The 16,629-nt window shown below is 64.5% G+C and carries 14 protein-coding genes and 2 pseudogenes; 4 read left to right on the top strand and 12 right to left on the bottom strand.

Going from position 1 to position 16,629, the window contains the following annotated elements; genetic code table 11:
* The first annotated feature begins 41 nt into the window (after positions 1-41).
* The 4 genes from CBP34_RS06675 to CBP34_RS06660 all read left to right on the top strand — a co-directional run bounded on the left by CBP34_RS06675 (position 42) and on the right by CBP34_RS06660 (position 3,533).
* Complete coding sequence (locus CBP34_RS06675) at positions 42-428, top strand: hypothetical protein (protein ID WP_094097642.1); 387 nt, start codon at positions 42-44, stop codon at positions 426-428.
* Between the two features lie 14 nt (positions 429-442).
* Entirely contained in the window at positions 443-1,123 is a 681-nt protein-coding gene (locus CBP34_RS06670; protein ID WP_094099098.1) for a C39 family peptidase, read from the top strand.
* Between the two features lie 20 nt (positions 1,124-1,143).
* Complete coding sequence (locus tag CBP34_RS06665; RefSeq protein WP_162290899.1) at positions 1,144-1,710, top strand: hypothetical protein; 567 nt, start codon at positions 1,144-1,146, stop codon at positions 1,708-1,710.
* Positions 1,711-2,243: 533 nt separating this feature from the next.
* Positions 2,244-3,533 (top strand): hypothetical protein, encoded by a 1,290-nt coding sequence (locus tag CBP34_RS06660; protein ID WP_094097640.1) that lies wholly within the window; start codon positions 2,244-2,246, stop codon positions 3,531-3,533.
* Positions 3,534-3,720: 187 nt separating this feature from the next.
* Here CBP34_RS06660 and CBP34_RS06655 read toward each other — a convergent pair whose 3' ends face one another.
* The 12 genes and pseudogenes from CBP34_RS06655 to CBP34_RS06600 form a co-directional block, all read right to left on the bottom strand.
* Positions 3,721-4,434, bottom strand: coding sequence for an SDR family NAD(P)-dependent oxidoreductase (locus CBP34_RS06655; protein WP_208616377.1), 714 nt, complete (start codon positions 4,432-4,434; stop codon positions 3,721-3,723).
* A gap of 45 nt (positions 4,435-4,479) precedes the next feature.
* The gene (locus tag CBP34_RS06650; protein ID WP_094097639.1) at positions 4,480-6,039 is read right to left on the bottom strand and encodes a cryptochrome/photolyase family protein; all 1,560 of its coding nucleotides are present in this window, start codon (positions 6,037-6,039) and stop codon (positions 4,480-4,482) included.
* On the bottom strand, positions 6,036-7,355 hold the full coding sequence (locus tag CBP34_RS06645; RefSeq protein ID WP_094097638.1) for a DASH family cryptochrome: 1,320 nt from the start codon (positions 7,353-7,355) through the stop codon (positions 6,036-6,038). The genes CBP34_RS06650 and CBP34_RS06645 overlap by 4 nt, the downstream gene beginning before the upstream one ends.
* Positions 7,352-7,537: a DUF2256 domain-containing protein gene (locus CBP34_RS06640; protein WP_094097637.1), complete on the bottom strand. Its 186-nt coding sequence runs from the start codon at positions 7,535-7,537 to the stop codon at positions 7,352-7,354. Before CBP34_RS06640 ends, CBP34_RS06645 begins: the two co-directional genes overlap by 4 nt.
* A gap of 113 nt (positions 7,538-7,650) precedes the next feature.
* Positions 7,651-8,216, bottom strand: a pseudogene (locus tag CBP34_RS06635) (lipocalin family protein).
* A gap of 181 nt (positions 8,217-8,397) precedes the next feature.
* Positions 8,398-9,260 (bottom strand): annotated as a pseudogene (locus CBP34_RS06630) (alpha/beta fold hydrolase).
* Between the two features lie 44 nt (positions 9,261-9,304).
* Complete coding sequence (locus CBP34_RS06625) at positions 9,305-10,456, bottom strand: ABC transporter substrate-binding protein (RefSeq protein WP_418134708.1); 1,152 nt, start codon at positions 10,454-10,456, stop codon at positions 9,305-9,307.
* A gap of 167 nt (positions 10,457-10,623) precedes the next feature.
* Positions 10,624-12,810, bottom strand: a complete 2,187-nt coding sequence (locus tag CBP34_RS06620; RefSeq protein ID WP_208616376.1) for a 3-hydroxybutyrate oligomer hydrolase family protein — start codon at positions 12,808-12,810, stop codon at positions 10,624-10,626.
* Positions 12,811-12,845: 35 nt separating this feature from the next.
* Complete coding sequence (locus tag CBP34_RS06615; RefSeq protein WP_094097636.1) at positions 12,846-13,913, bottom strand: branched-chain amino acid ABC transporter permease; 1,068 nt, start codon at positions 13,911-13,913, stop codon at positions 12,846-12,848.
* 16 nt (positions 13,914-13,929) lie between these two features.
* The gene (locus CBP34_RS06610) at positions 13,930-14,916 is read right to left on the bottom strand and encodes a branched-chain amino acid ABC transporter permease (RefSeq protein WP_086928673.1); all 987 of its coding nucleotides are present in this window, start codon (positions 14,914-14,916) and stop codon (positions 13,930-13,932) included.
* A 91-nt stretch (positions 14,917-15,007) separates the two neighbouring features.
* Positions 15,008-15,733 carry an ABC transporter ATP-binding protein gene (locus tag CBP34_RS06605; RefSeq protein WP_094097635.1) on the bottom strand — a complete coding sequence of 242 codons (726 nt, stop codon included), beginning with the start codon at positions 15,731-15,733 and terminating at the stop codon, positions 15,008-15,010.
* Positions 15,730-16,506 carry an ABC transporter ATP-binding protein gene (locus tag CBP34_RS06600; RefSeq protein ID WP_094097634.1) on the bottom strand — a complete coding sequence of 259 codons (777 nt, stop codon included), beginning with the start codon at positions 16,504-16,506 and terminating at the stop codon, positions 15,730-15,732. The genes CBP34_RS06605 and CBP34_RS06600 overlap by 4 nt, the downstream gene beginning before the upstream one ends.
* Positions 16,507-16,629 lie beyond the last annotated feature (123 nt).

Genomic DNA, 16,629 nt, shown 5'->3' with positions numbered 1-16,629 from the left:
GGCATTTTCTGCCGTCCACCTTGTTCATAGAGGGCTCACCCATGACCTCGACCCGCACCATCCACGCAGTTCTGAGCCTGATCGCTGCATCATTGCTGACAGTCCATGCGACAGCGCAAGTGCACCATGTAATCACGGAAACAGACAGCGCACGCGTGCCCTTTGCGCCCGCACCATCCGCCTTTGTAGCTTCGGCCGTGGACAACGCCTCCCTCGACACATACCGTGGCGGTAGCTCCCAGGTAAGCAACGATTTGACACTGGCAGGGACCACTGCCGACAACACGGCGCACAACGTCAACACCGGCAACAACGCTATCAGCGCTGGTGCTTTCGCCAACATGAACGGAATGCCCGTCGTGATTCAGAACTCGGGCGCGAACGTGCTGATCCAAAACGCCGTCATCGTGCACGTGCAGATGAACTGACCCCGGTGGCCACCATGCGACTCGCTCTCTTTTCTATCGCGCTGCTTGGCTTGGCAACTGGTGTGTGTGCACAAACGGCCTATTTCCCGTCCACGGGTGTCGGCGACGTGACCTTGCCCGTGACCAGCATCAAACAGGCGCGCCTGGCTGGCACATTGCTCCAGAAATTCGATTTCAGCTGCGGTTCGGCGGCCATCGCCACGTTGCTTACCCACCACTACGGCACACCGATCGACGAACAGACCGTGTTTGCCCAGATGTATATCCATGGCGACCAGGCAAAGATCCAGCGCGAAGGCTTCTCGTTGCTCGACATGAAGCGCTTTTTGGGCAGCCTCGGCTTCCTGGCAGACGGGTTCGAGCAACCACTGGACAAGTTACTGGAGGCGCGTATTCCTGCCATCGTGCTGATCAACGAAAACGGTTACCAGCATTTCGTCGTGGTCAAGGGCCTGCAAGGCGACCGCGTTCTGGTGGGCGATCCGGCGCAAGGCACGCGCGCTCTTTCGCGCGAGGACTTCGAATCCCACTGGCAAAGCAAACTGCTGTTTGTCATCCATAACCGCATGGATTCCGCACGCTTCAACCTTGCCGCCGAATGGCGTGTGGCGCCTCGCGCACCCATCGGCAGTGACGTAGCGCGGGCCGGGATTAGCGGCTTTACCCTGCAAAAGCAGGGGCCGGGAGACTTCTGATGCGCAACCTGCATTTCCGTGTGAAAACGGCCTTAGCCATCATCCGGACTGCAGCGCAACTGAGCCTGCTGGGGACACTGGCGAACAGTGCCCATGCTGCGCCACCGGTGCAAGACCGGTTCTGGATGGCCGTGGGCGACCAGAAGTTGGACTCGCTGCGTGGCGGCTTCAGCCTGGGTGATGGGCTGATGGTGTCGTTCGGTATCTCCCGCGCGGTGTACATCAACGGCGCACTGATCACCGAAACCACGATCAACGTCGGCCGCATGGCAGACATCACGCCGGCGCAGGCAACCCAGCTGAGCCAGAAGCTGGCAACCCTCAGCTTGGTGCAAAACGGCCCGGGAAACACCTTTGCATCGAGCCCCTCGACCACCACCATCAGCAACCCCGATGCAGCTGGACCCACAGTCACCGCCATCGCCGGCAGCAGCACAGGCACGCTGATACAGAACTCCCTGAACAACCAGCAGATCCGCTACCAAACCATCATCAATGCCAGCAGCAACGGATTGGGCATGGTGCGGTCCATGAACCTGCACAACACGCTGACCGAGGCGGTTCAGCAGAGCATTGGACAGCGTTGACCATGCGAAAAATCAAGCTCAACCGATTGATAGAAAAGCGCATACAGCTATACATCTAATAGCATCATGTACGTCCTGTCAGCATCTTCTGAAGCCACCCCTGGCTGCCTTTGCGTGCACTGGGCAAAGCCACTGCAATGTGTCGCTCGGCCCTTGTTGCGTGCGATTGATCATGCGGCAATGCGCGCCCTGCACCCACATCGTCACACTGCTGCGACATCAGTGCTACTGCAGTTGCGTAGTGCATTCGGCATGGACCAACAGGCAGGACTGCAAGGGCCGAACCAAATCCGCCGAAACCGCTTTGCACGGCTGTATTGCCGTCAAGCTGTTGTGACAGTTCGCGCGCAAGCATTGCAACTGCTTCACGTTGGACATGTCTCTTCTGCTCCCTCGAATCGCTGTGTCCCATGCAAGGACCGCACCGTTGCAATCGGCACTCATGTGATTGGCACTGAAGTTGCTAAAAGCCCCCCGAATTGCGTGCGCGCAACTCAACCCTTGACCTTGTTTCAATCCACTCAGGAGGCGTTATGAAGAAGACACTTGTGGCTTCGGCCATGGCAGTTGCATTTGGCATCAGTGGCGTGGCTTTCGCCAGCACTACGAACCAGACCACCGACCAGGTCACCGTAACTGGGGACAACAGCAACACCAGCGAAAGCACCATCAACAGCAACGACAACAACAGTCGCTCGTATACCGACAACAGCTCCAAAACCAGCACGCGAAACAGCAACGACAACATCACCCTTACGCGCAACGCGGACCGTACGGACAACAGCGTCAACAAGCGGTCGGGCGCTGCCACAGCCGGCGCGGAACGTTCTGCTGTGATAAGCAATGGCTCAACGGGCAGCTTCACCGACGCTTTCAACGTGTCCAAGGCCACAGCCACCAGCAGCCTCCATGGCATGGTCACAGGCAACAAGGTGCGTGACATTGGCAACAACGTCACCAACTACGGCAATGCCAACGGTGGCAAAGCGTATGGCGCCGATGGGGGCAAGGGCTATGGTGGCGATGCCAAGGGTTCGGGCCAGGGTGGATCGGGCGGCTACGGCGACGGTGGCATGGGCGGTTCGGGTGGCTACGCTTCCAATGGCAACGTCAGCAACGGCGACGCCCGCAACGGCGACGCCAACGCCGGTAACGGCGGCAAGGGTTATGGCGGGCGCGCCAACGGCGGCGACAGCAGCAGCATGGCCTCTGCCAATGGCAAAGGTAGTGGCAATGGCGGCGGCAGTGGCTCGGCCAACGGCGGCGGCAACCAAGGCATACCTACTGACGGCGAAACCCCCGCCATTGCAGCGAGCGCCTTGGGCGGCTCAGGTGGAAACGGCGGCAACACCGGTGCCGGCGGCGCCTCCAACAGCACAGGTACAGGCGGTACAGCAAGCAATACCAGCGGCGGCGGCGCCCGCACTGGAGGTGTGGGCACCGGTGGCGCTGGTGGCGCAAGTACCAATGGCAGCGCCACCAACGGCGACGCCGGCAACGGCTCCAATACCGCCGGCAACGGCGCCGCTGGAGGTAACGGCACCGGGGGTAACGGCGGCACAGGCAACGGTGGCGTAAACACTGCGGGCGCGGGCACGGGCGGAGCCGGCCAGGGCGGTATCGGCGGCGCGGGCGGAACGAATACCGTGAGCGCCGGTACGTTCGACATGTCCAACACCATGAGCAGCGTGGGTCAGTCGGCTGCGGGCATCATGATCGCCAGCCAGAACAGCGGCATTGCTTCGCTGGTGCAGCAAAGCGTGAACGTGCAGGCCAACCTGGCGGTCGGCGCAAGCACCTCCACCGCGGCCACGACACGGTAAAGGGAAACACACCCTTCACCTGCAACCGCGCAGCGCGTGCCCTTTTCACGCACGGCTGCGCGGTGGGTTGTGTCCCTTCTTTGTTGGAAGGTGTTTCGCGCGCTTGAAACCACTTCGTACCCGCAGTATTTGACTGCACACGCAATCGCTGCTGACAAGTCACCTGAGGCCACCCATCAAGCTGAACTCACCACGGCAGTTCCTGCCCGCTGTAGGCGTGAAAGCCGCCCGTCTTCTCCGGCCCCAGCCTATCGAGCACCCGCAGCAAATCGGCGGCAGCCTCTGCAGCCGGCCGCCCAATCTCTGCCCCATTGAACGGCGCCGACAGCGCCGAGTTCACCGTGCCCGGGTGCAGCGCCACCAGCACCGCCTGCGGGTGGGTGCGGGCCATTTCGATCGACGCGGTTTTGAGCAACATGTTGAGGGCCGCTTTCGATGCCCGATAGCTGTACCAACCGCCCAACTGGTTATCGCCAATGCTGCCCACCTTGGCGGAGAGCACGGCCAGCAGGCTGCGCTCCCGCTTGGCCAGCAGCGGGGCAAAGTGGGCCAGCACCAGGGCGGGGCCGAAGGTGTTGGTGCGAAAGGTGGCTTCCATCTGTGCGTAATTCAGTTGGCTCAGGCGTTTTTCGGGCAGGCCACGGGGGCCGTGCAGCATGCCTGCGGCGTGGATGATGCAGTGCCATGGCCCATGGGCTTTGAGTTGCTCGGCGGCTTGAGCAATGGTGGCTTCGTCGTCCAGGTCCACCGCGGGCGTGGTGTGGCGGCCCAGGCCCACGGCTTGGGCGCAGCGTGGGTCGGCCTGCAGTTGGGCCAGCAAGGCGCTTCCGATGGCGCCGGTGGCGCCGATGACGATGGCGCGGTAGCCCTGCGGCAGGGATGGGAGGGTTGGCATGGTCATGGGTGGGCTCCGGTATGGAGGTGGGGGGCACAGAGTGCCAGGTGACTACAGGATGTCCAGCCGCGTGCGCAGGTGGGCGGCGTGCCCGCGCAGCGCCTCCAGCTGCGGGCCCTGCATCTTTTGCAACTGGCGGTACACCATGCCCAGCCGGAAGTTCTGCCCGAGCGTGGACTCATTACGGGCGAAAAAGTCCCAGTACAGCGCGTTGTACGGGCAGGCGCGGTCGCCGACCTTGAGCTTCTTGTCGTAGTGGCAGCCATTGCAGTAGTCACTCATGCGATCGATGTAGGCGGCGCTGCTCACATAAGGTTTGGTGGCCAGCAGGCCGCCGTCGGCAAACTGGCTCATGCCCACGGTGTTGGGCAATTCCACCCATTCAAAGGCGTCGATATACACGCCCAGGTACCAGCGGTGCACGGCGGCCGGGTCGAGCCCCGCCAGCAACGCAAAGTTGCCGATGACCATAAGGCGCTGGATGTGGTGGGCGTAGGCATCCTGCAGCGACTGGCCCACGGCATGTTCCAGGCAGCGCATACGGGTGTTGCCGGACCAGAACCACTGCGGCAGCGGCGTGCGGTGGCCCAGGGCATTGCGCTCGTCGTAGCCGGGCATGTGGGCCCAGTAAATGCCGCGCACGTATTCGCGCCAGCCCAATATCTGGCGAACGAAGCCTTCCACCGCCGGCAGGGGCGCGGCGCCTGCGTGGTACGCGGCCTCGGCGCGTTGCACCACCTCGTGCGGGTGCAGCATCTTGGTGTTGAGAGCGAAGGACAGCAGCGAGTGGAACAGCCGGTTGCTCTGCGTGCTCATGGCGTCTTCGTATGCACCAAAGTGCGGCAGCGTGGTGGAGATGAAGTGCTCGAGCCACGCCAAGGCCTCGGCCCGGTTGAGCGGCCAGCGCAATGCAGCCGCCTGGGGGTTGCCAAAGCTTTGCACGCCTGCGGCCTCGATGGCGACCCACAGGGCACGGTGGTCGTGCGTGGGGCGGGCATCGGGCGGCAGTGCTGGCGCGTCCGTGGTATCCGGCCAGGGCTTGCGGTTGTCGTGGTCGTAGTTCCACTGGCCGCCCTCGGGCTCGCCGGCTGCGTCAATCAGCACCTGGTGACGCTGGCGCATTCGGCGGTAGAAGTGCTCCATGAGCCACTGTTTGCGGCCCTGGAACACCTCGGTCATTTCGGTGCGGGTGGTGTAGAAGTGTTCGCTGCTGAAGGCCTGCACCGCAAAGGGTTGGGTAGCACCCCACTCGCGCAGTTGCGCATCCAGCCGCCATTCGTCGGGGTCCTGGTAGTGCAGCTGCTGCGCGCCGTAGTGGGCCATGAGGGCGGCCAGGTTGTCGGGGATGGACTGGCGGTTGCTCGCGTCGTCAATGGCCACATAGCGCACGCGGTGCCCGGCCTCGCGCAGGTGGCGGGCCAGGTCGCGCATGGCGGCAAAAATGGCCAGGATTTTTTGCGCATGGTGCAGCACGTAGTCGGTCTCTTGCCGCACTTCCATCAGCACGTAGACCACGCCTTCGTCGCGCGTGGCAAACCAGCTGTGCCCGGGGTTGAGCTGATCGCCCAGCAGCAGGCGCAGGGTGTGGGCACGAGGCGGCGTTGTGCTCACAACGTGCCCCACAGGCGGCGGTAACTGCCGTCGGCGTCGTGATCTTGCGCTTGCTTCACCGGGTTGAAGCGGCGGCCACCGCGCGGGTCAGTGCCGCGCCCGGCAATGTAGAGCCAGTTGCCCTGGTTACCGTACAGGTCGTAGTCCACCAGTTGTGATTCGAACCATGCGGCACCCGCGCGCCAGTCGCCGTGCAGCACATGGATGAGGTAGCTGGCCGCCACCTGACGCAGGCGGTTGCTCAGGTACCCGGTGGCGGCCAGCTCGCGCATCGCGGCATCAACGAGCGGCTCGCCCGTGCGGCCCTGGCACCAGCGTTCGAACCCCGGCGTGTTGTGCGGGGCCAGGGGCAGTGCCGACAGGCCCTGCGCACGGTACAGCGCCGCGCCGTGCTGCCGATGCAGCAGGCGAAAGTAGTCGCGCCACAGCAGTTCAAACCACAGCCAATAGGTGCCATCGTTGGCACCGTGCTCGCGCTCAAAGGTTGTCAGATCGGCAAACACCTGCCGGGCCGAGAGAGCGCCCGTTGCCAGCCAGGGCGAGAACTTGCTGGAGTATTGAAACCCCTTGAGCCCATTGCGCGTGGCCTTGTAGCTGTGGGGCAGCTTGCGGGCCAGGTACTGCGCCAGATGGGCCAGGGCAGCGGTTTCACCACCATCGCAGGCCGGGGTGCCGTAGGGGAAAGAGGAGCGCGGGTCTTGCCCGGCGGCATTGTCGACATCGGCCCCAGCGGTGACGGCGCCCTGCCCTGCGCCCAGGGTTTGCACTACATCGGCAGATACAGCCGGCGGCGGGAGTAGCGCCCCCGGCGCGGGCAGCGGCGCGGGTGGGGTGATGCCTGCGCGCTCCACCATCTGGCGGAAGGTGGTGAACACGCCGGGCAAGTCGGATGCAGGCCACGGCATGTCGGCAGGCTGCAGCAGGCTGCTGTGCCACACAGTGCGCACCTGCAGCCCCGCAGCGCGCAGGGCGGCCACCTCGGCCTGTTCGTAGGGGGCAGCAATGTCTTCGCACACCACAGTGGTGGCGCCCACGGCGCGTGCCAGCGCGGGCAAAGCGGTAGCGGGCGCGGCGTGGCACACCTGCAGCGGGTTGCCTTGCGCGGCCATGCGTGCGCCCAGGTCGCGCAGCGCGGCGGCCACAAAGGCGCGGCGGTGCGGGCCCACGCGGGCAAAGCCCCAGCGCGTGACCTGATCCACCGGTGGCTGGCACACCAAGGGCATCAGGTGGGTGGCGCCACTGGTCAGAGCCGCGTGCAGCGCCGGCTGATCGTGCAGGCGCAGGTCGTTGCGAAACCACATGAGCACGGTGCTCATGCAGCACCCTCTGAGGTTGTGGCATCCGTTGCATTACCCCTGCGCTTGCGCTCGCTGCGGCAACGGTAAGAGCAGTATTTCACCTCGTCCCACACCTTCTCCCATTTCTTGCGCCATGTGAACGGCAGACCGCAATGCAGGCAGGTTTTGTGCGGCAGGTCGTGCTTTTTGCGCATGCGCATGGATCAGAAATTTGGCCAGGGTGAGGATGAATCGGCGTCGCAAGCGGAAAGCAGCACCGGCACACCCGACGGGCCCGGGCCGATGCCAGCAACAGCCTGGGGGGCCGCGAAGTTCATGACTGCGGATCGGTTCGCTCGTGGGTCACCCAGATCAGCGCCTGGGTACCGATACCCAACGCGCTGGCGCGGGCGATGAGTTGCCCACGCACGGCGGGTGCCAGTTGCTTGCTGCGCGACAGGATCCAGCAGTAGCTGCGGTCTGGCCCCACCACCAGGGCCCATTGGTAATCCGCATCGAGCGCGGCGACATGGTAGCCGCCGTAAAACGGCCCGAAAAACGACACCTTGAGCGAGGCAGTTTGCGCATCGCCAGTGAACAGTGCCTTGCCCACGGCCTGGCGCCACTCGTTCTTGTCCGTGACAAAACCCTGTTGACCACCCGCACGCTGCCGTCAGCCTGGCGCTGGTAGGTGGCGCTTACGTCCGTCATGCCGCGCTCGAACGAATGGTCGAGCCGTGCCAACTCGTACCAGCGCCCCTCGTAGCGGGCCAGGTCAAACGGAGTGACGGGGGAGATGCCCTCCGGCGGACGCATGGAGCCGCAGCCGGAGACGGCCAGCACGACGGCCGCAATGACAAGCAGCGCGAACCCGCGCAGCCAGGAAGTCAGCGTAGACATTGATTACCAATCGGTCACAAACAAAACCGAATGGTATACCAACCCTGGATGGAGCGCTGTGCAGGGCCACGCTGCGTCCAGGGATGGCAAGCAAGGCGCCTGTGCAGGCTCTCCCATGCACTAGTGCAGTCCGTCGCTACAGGGCCGGCCTCTGGCCTTACGGATCAGACAGCGACCGGGCTCAAACACCTGCCAGAAAACCATCCACCAGCGCATAGTGCGCGGGCACATTGAGCGCAGGCGCATGGCCGCACTCCGGCACCTCGATCACCTGCGCCAGGCCCGCGCGCCAGGGCCGCGGGTGAGCATCTCGGCGGTGGTTTCGGGCAACACCAGATCGGAATGTGCACCACGCAGGCAAAGCACCGGGATGTCGAGCGCGTCGTAGTGCGCCCAAATCAGGTAGTCGTTAGCATGGTGCGTGAACTGCTGCACCATGGCCGGGTCGTAATGCGGCGTCACGCGACCATCGGGCAGGCGCCGGGTGGAGGTTTCGGTGAGGTGGCGCCATTGGGCATCGCTGAGCCAGCCGTAAGGCTGGTACACCTGCCGAAAAAATGCCTCCAGCTCCATCACCGTGTCAAAAGCGGGCGGTTGGCCCGCGTAGGCCCTGATGCGCTCCAGCGCCGCATCGGCCAGACGCGGCGCGTTGTCGTTGAGCAGCAGGCTGGCGATGCGGCCCTTGAGTTGCGGCTCGAACAGACCCGACGCGCACACCGTACCGATGGCGCCGCCCATGGAGGTGCCTATCCAGTGCGCCTGGGCTATTCCCAACTGGTCGAACAGATCCGCAGCAATGCGCGCATAAAACGACAGGCGGTATTCGTCCTGCGGCGCCCGCGCCCACTGGCTCAATCCCCGGCCGATGGTGTCGGGGCAGATCACCCGGTAGCGCGGGGCCAGGTGCCGCGCCAGCTCGTCCATGTCACGCCCGGTGCGCGCCAGGCCATGCCACGCGATCACCACGGGCGCATCGGGCGCACCCCATTCGGTGGCGTGAATCTCGTAACCAGCACAGCGGATGTAACGCGAAGACGGCAGCATGGTGGTCAGCCTTGAGAAACAGGTACAGGGGCGTCAACGTGCGCTTATTTCATCAGGCGGCCGTTGGCGCCAATCACCGTGACCTCGACATAGCGCGAGCCCACGCGGTTGGTAGGCGAGTAGCCCAGCGTGATGCCGCCCAGATCGTAGTTTTGCAACGACTCCAGCGCCTTCACCACCTTGGCGCGTGTGGGCGCAGGCCCGGCACGGCGCAGGGCCTCGACCAGCACCTTGGCGCCCAGGAACTGCTCGAAGCTGGTGTAGTTGACCTCTGCGTCCGGCGCGAATTTCTTGAGCAATGCCTGGTATTCACGCACCACCGACAACGAGGGGCGATAGGGATAAGGCACCACCTGGCTGATGCCCAGTCCGTGCGCGTTCTTCAGGCCCGCCAGTTTGACCAGCTCGTTCGGGTCCACCACCGAGATGTTGTACAGCTGCGCTCCGCCCCCCTGCTCGCGGTAGCGCTGGATGAAGGCCGCAGCCGGCTTGTTCACTGCAATCATGATCACGGCCTGGGCATCGGATGCCTTGATCGCTTTCACGGCATCGTCCACCTTGTCGGTGTTGCGCTCATAACCGGCAGAAGCCGCCAGCTTGAGTTGGCGCTTGGACAGGGCAGCCTCCACACCGGCCAGGCCCGCCTTGCCAAAGCCGTCATCCTGGTACATCACGGCCACGCGACTCATGCCCAGCGTGGTGAGCTGCTGCACCATGTGCTCCGTCTCATCCACGTAGCCAGCACGCACGTGAAAGATCCATGGGTTGAACGGGTTGCGCAGCGATTCCCCTCCGGTATAGGGCGCCACCAGTGCCGCCCCGCCCTGCGCCAGCACGCCGTCGGCCAGCAACTGCGTGATGTTGGCCGTGCCGGCAAAGCCATACAGTGCCACCACCTCGGGTTTGGCCAGAAGCTCGCGCGTGAGGCGCACGGTATCGGCCACCTTGTAGCCGTCGTCCACCACCGCCTGACGGATGGTGGCGCCATGCACGCCACCCTGTGCGTTGACCCAGTCAAAGTAGATCTTGCCGCCCAGCACCATCTGTGCGCCGGTGCTGGCCAGCACGCCCGACAGCGGGGCCACCTGGCCGATGACGATCTCGTTCGCCCCGGCGGGCGGCGCAAGCCCTGCACCAGCACAAAGGGCCATGGCGGCCAGCCAGCTTGCCGCGCATGATTTCCATAACTTTTTCATGAATCGAAACTCCGGTGCGAAATACAAGGCCTCATGCTCCGGCCCGATGAAGCGTGAGCCATCCGCCCTGAGCGGGTCGAAGTACATCAACCCGCTCAAACCGAACGGCGCTGGAAACGACAAAGGGCCGGATCAATGGGCGCTCAGGTGTGCGCTTGGTTAAGCGCTCAGTTGGGAACGCTCAGTGACGTGCCGGCAAAGCCGATCTGGTCCGCAGCGGCAGGCGCCGCCACAAACGGCGGCACATTGGCAGCCGTGATGGCCGGCGCAGCGCCGTACAACCCGCCGCGCGGCGTGGTGCGCACCACCTGGCTGGCGGGCAAGGCGGCGCCCGACTTCAGGTGCGCATACATCGCGTCCATGGCCTGGTTGAAGTACGGATGCAGCGGCACGAAGCGCGTGTCAAACCCGCTGAGCGGCAGGAAGGCGTCGAAATGCTGGCCGTTCGTCACCTCGATATAGCGCAGCTTGCTGGCGGCCCCTTCCACCACTTTGTTGTAGGCGGCATAGGCGCGCGAGTTGTTGTTCACCGGGATCAAGGCGTCGCTGCGGCCGCTGACGATGATGGTGGGCTTGCCACGCAGGTTGCCATTCAGCACCACCTCGGCGATGCCTGCACGCACCGCATCGCTCTGCGCCTTGCTTGGCGTAGTGGTGGCCGTGAGCGCCGCGCCGCTGACCGGGTCGGTGCCGGTGACCAGCGCGCGCTGGCACAGGGCGTTATCGAGGCCAAAATCGGCCACGCCGGTCGAGGGCGAAATGGCGAATTGCCAGGCCTTGGCACCGCCCACCGAGTCGTTGTAAACCACCGTGGCAGGAGTGCCGTTGGCCGTGCCATTGGCCGTGGCAAAACTCTGCGCCAGCGCTGCGGGACCTACGGCCACCGGGTCGCCAGCGCCATTCACCGCCGCGAAACTGGTGTTGCAGACATTGGCTTCAACCGGGAAACGCCCGTAGCTCACCGGGTACATGGCCGACAGGATGGGGCCGTTGCCCAGACCGTAGTGGGCGTTGTGCATGGTGTCGTTGTCGGTTGTCCAGCCATAGGCGCGCAGCTTGTTCAGTGCATCGAGCGAGCGGGCCGCCGTATCGACACCGCTCACCAGCCCCTTGGCCGCCAGGCCATCGCAGCGCGCCGTGGCTCGGGCTGTCATGAATGCTGAACTCATTACGTTATACGTTGACGGTTCAACGAACGCCGCACCCGCCGCCAGCGCCGCGCAGGGCTGGTAGAGGTTGCCGTAGGTCGTGTAATCGGCCAGCGTCTTGCCATAACCGGTGACGGCCGCACCGCCGAACTGGATGCCATAGCCGCTGGATGTGGGCATCTCGGTTACGGGCTCGGAAGCCACCACGCCGTCGATCAGCCCCCCGCTGTCTTTCTCGGCCGCGCCCAGCGAGGCCGCACCGCCGTTGGATGCCGAGCCGGCAATCACAATCGTGTTCTCGGGTGTGAAAGGCACCGGATTGGCGGCTGTGCCATAGCGGTCGTTCAGCACAAACAGCGCATAGCGGCCGGCCGCCAGCGTGTCGTTGCCCCAGTCCTTTTCAGGGTTTTGCTGCGAGTGCACCTGCTTGAGGGCCAGGCGGTTCGGAAACAGTGCGTTGTAGGCAGCCCGGGCCGCATCGGTGATGTTGGCAGCAAAGAAATTCAGGGGCCCTGCCGCCGAGCGGGTGGCGCGCGTGCCATCCACTTTGTGCACGGTATCGTCCATCATGTTGTACAGACCCACGCCCTTGCCGGCATCGGTCAGCGCTACGGCGCAGCCCTTTTTCAGGCCCCACTCGCCGGCCGTGCCGATGGCGCCGTAGACGCCGCGCGAACCCGACGACGCACCCAGCACCACGCAGGGGTTGGCCTGGTTGAAGCTGTCGGGCACCTGCACGGCAATCACTGTCCGCTTGCGGCCCGATCCGTCGTCCAGCACCGCCACATATTCGCGGCCGGGAATCAGCCCCTCGCTGGCAGTCACTGCGCCTGCCGCCGTGACATTGGGGCCATACAGGCTGCCGTAGCCGCCGTTGGCCGAGTAATCCAGAATGCCGCGGTAGTTGGAATACAAGGCATTGCGGCGCAGCTCTGCCGCCGTGGGGTTGGCGGGATCCGCATAAGCCGGCGTGGCGCCGCCTAGCCCAGTCTTGCCGATACCACCCGTCAACAAATCCTGCGTAGCGGCACTGTCCCCCTTGCCCACTGTGGTGGCGGGATAAACGGTGGCACTCACCTGCGTTACGCCCGTGGGAAGGTTGTTGGTCGGGGTGGATGAGCCTCCACCACAGGCAGCCAGTACAGCCCCCGCCAACGCGGTCATGGCCACTTTGAGGGCGCGTTTTTCCTTCAGATTCACTTTCATGTTGTCTCCTTTTTTACTGACACAAAAATGCGCACTCAGGCTTGGGCGCGCCGCGATCGCAGGCGTCCAACAACGCCAGCGGGAAAGTAATAGACAGAAAGAACAAACAACACGCCCAGCCACAACAGCCAGCGGTCGGGTGAAAGCAGCGCCGATAGCCACGGCACGCCCGCGGTGGCCTCGTGGCCCAGGCGCAGCAGGTCTTGCAGGTAGCTTTGCGCCACCAGGAAAAGCACGGCCCCGATGGCCGAGCCGTAGATGGTGCCCATGCCACCGATCACCACGATGAGCAGGCAGTCCATCATGATTTCGAAGCTGAGCGATGTGTCCGGCCCGTTGTAGCGCAGCCAGAGCGCGAGCATCGCGCCCGCCATGGTGGCGAACAGGGCCGACAGCACGCTGGATGTGGTGCGGTACACCACCACCCGGTAGCCAATGGCCTCGGCACGAAACTCGTTTTCGCGAATGGCCTGCAGCACGCGACCGAACGGCGAGTTGACGATGCGCAGCAGCGCCAGCACCAGCACCAAGGCGGTGACGAACAGCAGGTAGTAGCAGATCAGCCGACCGTCCAGTGTGACGCCCAGGAACGGCTCTTCGAACGGCTCGAAGCTGGGCGACAGCATCTCGGGCACCTTGAAGGTCAGCCCGTCCTCGCCGCCCGTGATGTCCGACAGCTGTGAGGCCAGCGTCTGGAACGCGGCCGCCACGGCCAGCGTGATCATGGCGAAGAAGATGGCCCGCACGCGCAGCGAGAACAGCCCCACGGCCAGCGACAGCAGCAGCGAGAGCACCAGAGCGCCGCCAATGCCCACGGCCAGCGCGGTCCAAGTCGGCCCCATGCGCGTGGTAGCCACGGCAACGCCATAGGCCCCGATGCCAAAGAACATGGTGTGCGCAAAGCTCACGATGCCGGTGTAGCCGAGCAGCAAATCGAAGCTGGCCACCAGCACCACAAAGATCAGCACCTTGGCCGCCACCGACAGTGCCTTGACGCCGGGGAACAAAAAGGGTGCAAACGCCAGGCCCAGAAGCACGGCCAGAAGAATGGCCGCCAGCACCTTGCTGCGCGGGTAGTCGTCGGAGAGAAGTCGATTCAGCATGTCAGTCGGCTCCCCATCAGCGGTTGGCCACGGGATAGACGCCCTGCGGCCGCCACAGCAGGATGGCGACCATCAACGCGATGTTCGAGAACAGCGCCACCTTGGGGGCCAGAAAGCCGGTGTAGTTGGCCATCAGCCCCACCAGCAGCGCGCCGATGAGCGCCCCGCCCGTGCTGCCCAAGCCGCCAATGATGATCACGATGAAGATCAGCACATTGACCTGCGCGCCCATCTGCGGCACCACGTTCTGCTGGTACAGGCCCCACATCACGCCGCCCAGCCCCGCCAGGGCCGAGCCCACCACGAACACGCCCACAAACAGGCGGCGGATGCGGTAGCCCAGGCTCTCCACCATCTCGCGGTCTTGCACACCGGCACGGATCAGCAGGCCGACCTTGGTGCGCGACAGTGTCCAGGCCAGCACGCCGAAAACCACCAGGCCCACGGCCACCGCCACCAGGCGGTATTTCTCGATGGCCGCATCGCCAATCAGCAGCGAGCCGCGCATGGCCTCGGGCAGCGGCAGCGGAATCTGCGCCGGGCCCCAGATGACCTTGATGAGCTCTTCACCAATGATCATGCCGCCCATGGTGATGAGGATCTGCTTCAAATGCTGGCCATACACGGGCCGCACGATGAAGCGCTCGAACGCCAGGCCCACGGCGCCAGCTACCGCCATGGCCACCAGCATGGCGGGCAACACAGCCACCAGGTTGCGCCACAGCTGGTCAGACCCCGTCCAGTCGCCCATGGCGCCCAGCACGCTGGTGGCGACGAAGGCACCGAGCGCGATGAACACGCCGTGGCCGAAGTTGAGCACGTCCATCAGACCGAACACCAGCGTCAGGCCCGAAGCAATGATGAAGATGATCATGCCCATGGCCAGCCCCGCCACCGTGAGCGTGAGCCAGGTGCTGGGCGAGCCGATGAACGGCAGCACCAGCAGCGCCAGTGCGGGCACCAGGGCCAGGGGCTTCCAGTCGAGGTCGCGGGCGGCGCTCATGCGGGTCTCCCGGCTTGCGCCCATAACGCTATTAATTTTATAGCTGATGGCGCTTTAAGAATAAGCGCCAGAGGCCAAAACGATTTGAAATTCATAACGCCAACCCCAGCAGCGAGCGCTGCAGCGCCTCGTCCTCGGCCAGCGCGGCCATGCTGCCGGCGTGCACCACCTGGCCGTTGTCCATCACGGCCACGGTGTCGCCCAGGCGCTTGGCGAAGTGGATGTTCTGCTCGACCAACAGAATGGTTACGCCGCTCTTCTTGAGCTGGTCGAACGCCTCGATCATGTTGTTGATGATGGCCGGGGCCAAGCCCTTGCTGGGCTCGTCCACGATGAGCAGATCACGCGGCTCGATGATGGCGCGCGCCACGGCCACCATCTGCTTTTGCCCGCCGCTGAGCTTGCCTGCGGGGTGGTTCCAGAACTTCTCGACCGCCGGAAAAAGCCGAAAGATCCATTCGAGGCGTGTGGTATCCATCTGCGCCGCGTTGCGCGCCTTGCGGGCGGCCAGCAGCATGTTTTCCTTCACCGTGAGGTCGGCAAATATGCCCATGTTTTCGGGCACGTAGGCGATGTTCATGCCGGCGATCTGCGGCGTGTGCAGCGCCGTGATGTCGTTGCCGGCAAAGCGCACCGTGCCTCTGGAGGCGTGCCACAGGCCCATGATGGTGCGCAGCGTGGTCGTCTTGCCCGCGCCGTTGCGGCCCAGCAGCATGGTGAGCTGGCCCCTGGGCACGACCAGATCGACGCCATGCAGGATGTGGTACGCGCCGATGTGCGTGTGCACGCCCTTCAATTCCAGCAGGTTGTCGCTCATGCGGCCTCCCTGTCTGCGTCTTTTGCCACGCCCAGGTAGGCCTCTTGCACCACGGGCGAGGCAATCACCTCGGCGGGTGCGCCATCGGCCACCAGCGTACCGTTGGTCAGCACGATGATGCGGTCGGCCAGCTCGCGCACCACGTCCATCTTGTGCTCGACCAGCAGGATGATCTTGGTCTTGTCTTGCTTGAGTTCGCGGATCAGGTTCAGGATCACGGGGGCCTCGTCGTGGCCCATGCCGGCGGTGGGCTCGTCGAACATGTAGACCTGCGGCTCCAGCGCCATCAGCAGCGCCACTTCGAGCTTGCGCTGGTCGCCGTGCGGCAGGCGGGCCACGGGGGTGTCGCGGCGCTCCAGCATCGACACGGTGTGCAGGATGGCTTCGGCCCGCTCGGTGAGTGCGCGGTGGTCGCTCCAGATGCTCCACAGGTTCAGCCCGCGGCGGTGTGCGCCGGCGCGCGTGGCCTGCACGGCCAGGCGCACGTTCTCCAGCACCGTGAGGCCCGGGAACAGGTTGGTGAGCTGAAACGCCCGCCCCAGCCCGGCCCGCGTGCGCGCCGATGGCGCCTGGCCCGTCAGGTCCCGTCCGCCCAGCGTGACTGTGCCGGCACTGGCCCGCAGCTGCCCCGAGATCAGATTGAAATACGTGGTCTTGCCCGCGCCATTGGGACCCACGATGGCAGTCAGCGTGCCCGGCGCGAACGCGCAGCTCACGGCGTTCACCGCCACATGGCCGCCAAAACGGATGGTCAGGTCTCTGGTTTCAAGCATGTGTGGTGAGTGCGCCGCCAAAAGCCATCGGCAGCCCACTCCCCTGTTTTTTTGACAAAACAACCCCTGAGCGCTTGTCCTTCAAGCGCATGCAGCTATTGAAAAGTGAGCATTAAGCAGCCC

The organism is Acidovorax carolinensis (genome assembly GCF_002157145.1).
In the GTDB taxonomy this organism is placed as follows: Bacteria; Pseudomonadota; Gammaproteobacteria; order Burkholderiales; family Burkholderiaceae_C; genus Acidovorax; species Acidovorax carolinensis.
Note: the sequence above shows the minus strand (reverse complement) of the source record. Positions and strands in the feature narration are given on the sequence as shown.

What these genes read in the sequence shown, in the direction of transcription:
- CBP34_RS06675 (WP_094097642.1), top strand. Translation starts at nt 42, where the DNA reads ATGACCTCGACCCGCACCATCCACGCAGTTCTGAGCCTGATCGCTGCA.
- CBP34_RS06670 (WP_094099098.1), top strand. Translation starts at nt 443, where the DNA reads ATGCGACTCGCTCTCTTTTCTATCGCGCTGCTTGGCTTGGCAACTGGT.
- CBP34_RS06660 (WP_094097640.1), top strand. Translation starts at nt 2,244, where the DNA reads ATGAAGAAGACACTTGTGGCTTCGGCCATGGCAGTTGCATTTGGCATC.
- CBP34_RS06655 (WP_208616377.1), bottom strand. Translation starts at nt 4,434, where the DNA reads ATGACCATGCCAACCCTCCCATCCCTGCCGCAGGGCTACCGCGCCATC.
- CBP34_RS06645 (WP_094097638.1), bottom strand. Translation starts at nt 7,355, where the DNA reads ATGAGCACCGTGCTCATGTGGTTTCGCAACGACCTGCGCCTGCACGAT.
- CBP34_RS06640 (WP_094097637.1), bottom strand. Translation starts at nt 7,537, where the DNA reads ATGCGCATGCGCAAAAAGCACGACCTGCCGCACAAAACCTGCCTGCAT.
- CBP34_RS06625 (WP_418134708.1), bottom strand. Translation starts at nt 10,456, where the DNA reads ATGAAAAAGTTATGGAAATCATGCGCGGCAAGCTGGCTGGCCGCCATG.
- CBP34_RS06620 (WP_208616376.1), bottom strand. Translation starts at nt 12,810, where the DNA reads ATGAAAGTGAATCTGAAGGAAAAACGCGCCCTCAAAGTGGCCATGACC.
- CBP34_RS06615 (WP_094097636.1), bottom strand. Translation starts at nt 13,913, where the DNA reads ATGCTGAATCGACTTCTCTCCGACGACTACCCGCGCAGCAAGGTGCTG.
- CBP34_RS06610 (WP_086928673.1), bottom strand. Translation starts at nt 14,916, where the DNA reads ATGAGCGCCGCCCGCGACCTCGACTGGAAGCCCCTGGCCCTGGTGCCC.
- CBP34_RS06605 (WP_094097635.1), bottom strand. Translation starts at nt 15,733, where the DNA reads ATGAGCGACAACCTGCTGGAATTGAAGGGCGTGCACACGCACATCGGC.
- CBP34_RS06600 (WP_094097634.1), bottom strand. Translation starts at nt 16,506, where the DNA reads ATGCTTGAAACCAGAGACCTGACCATCCGTTTTGGCGGCCATGTGGCG.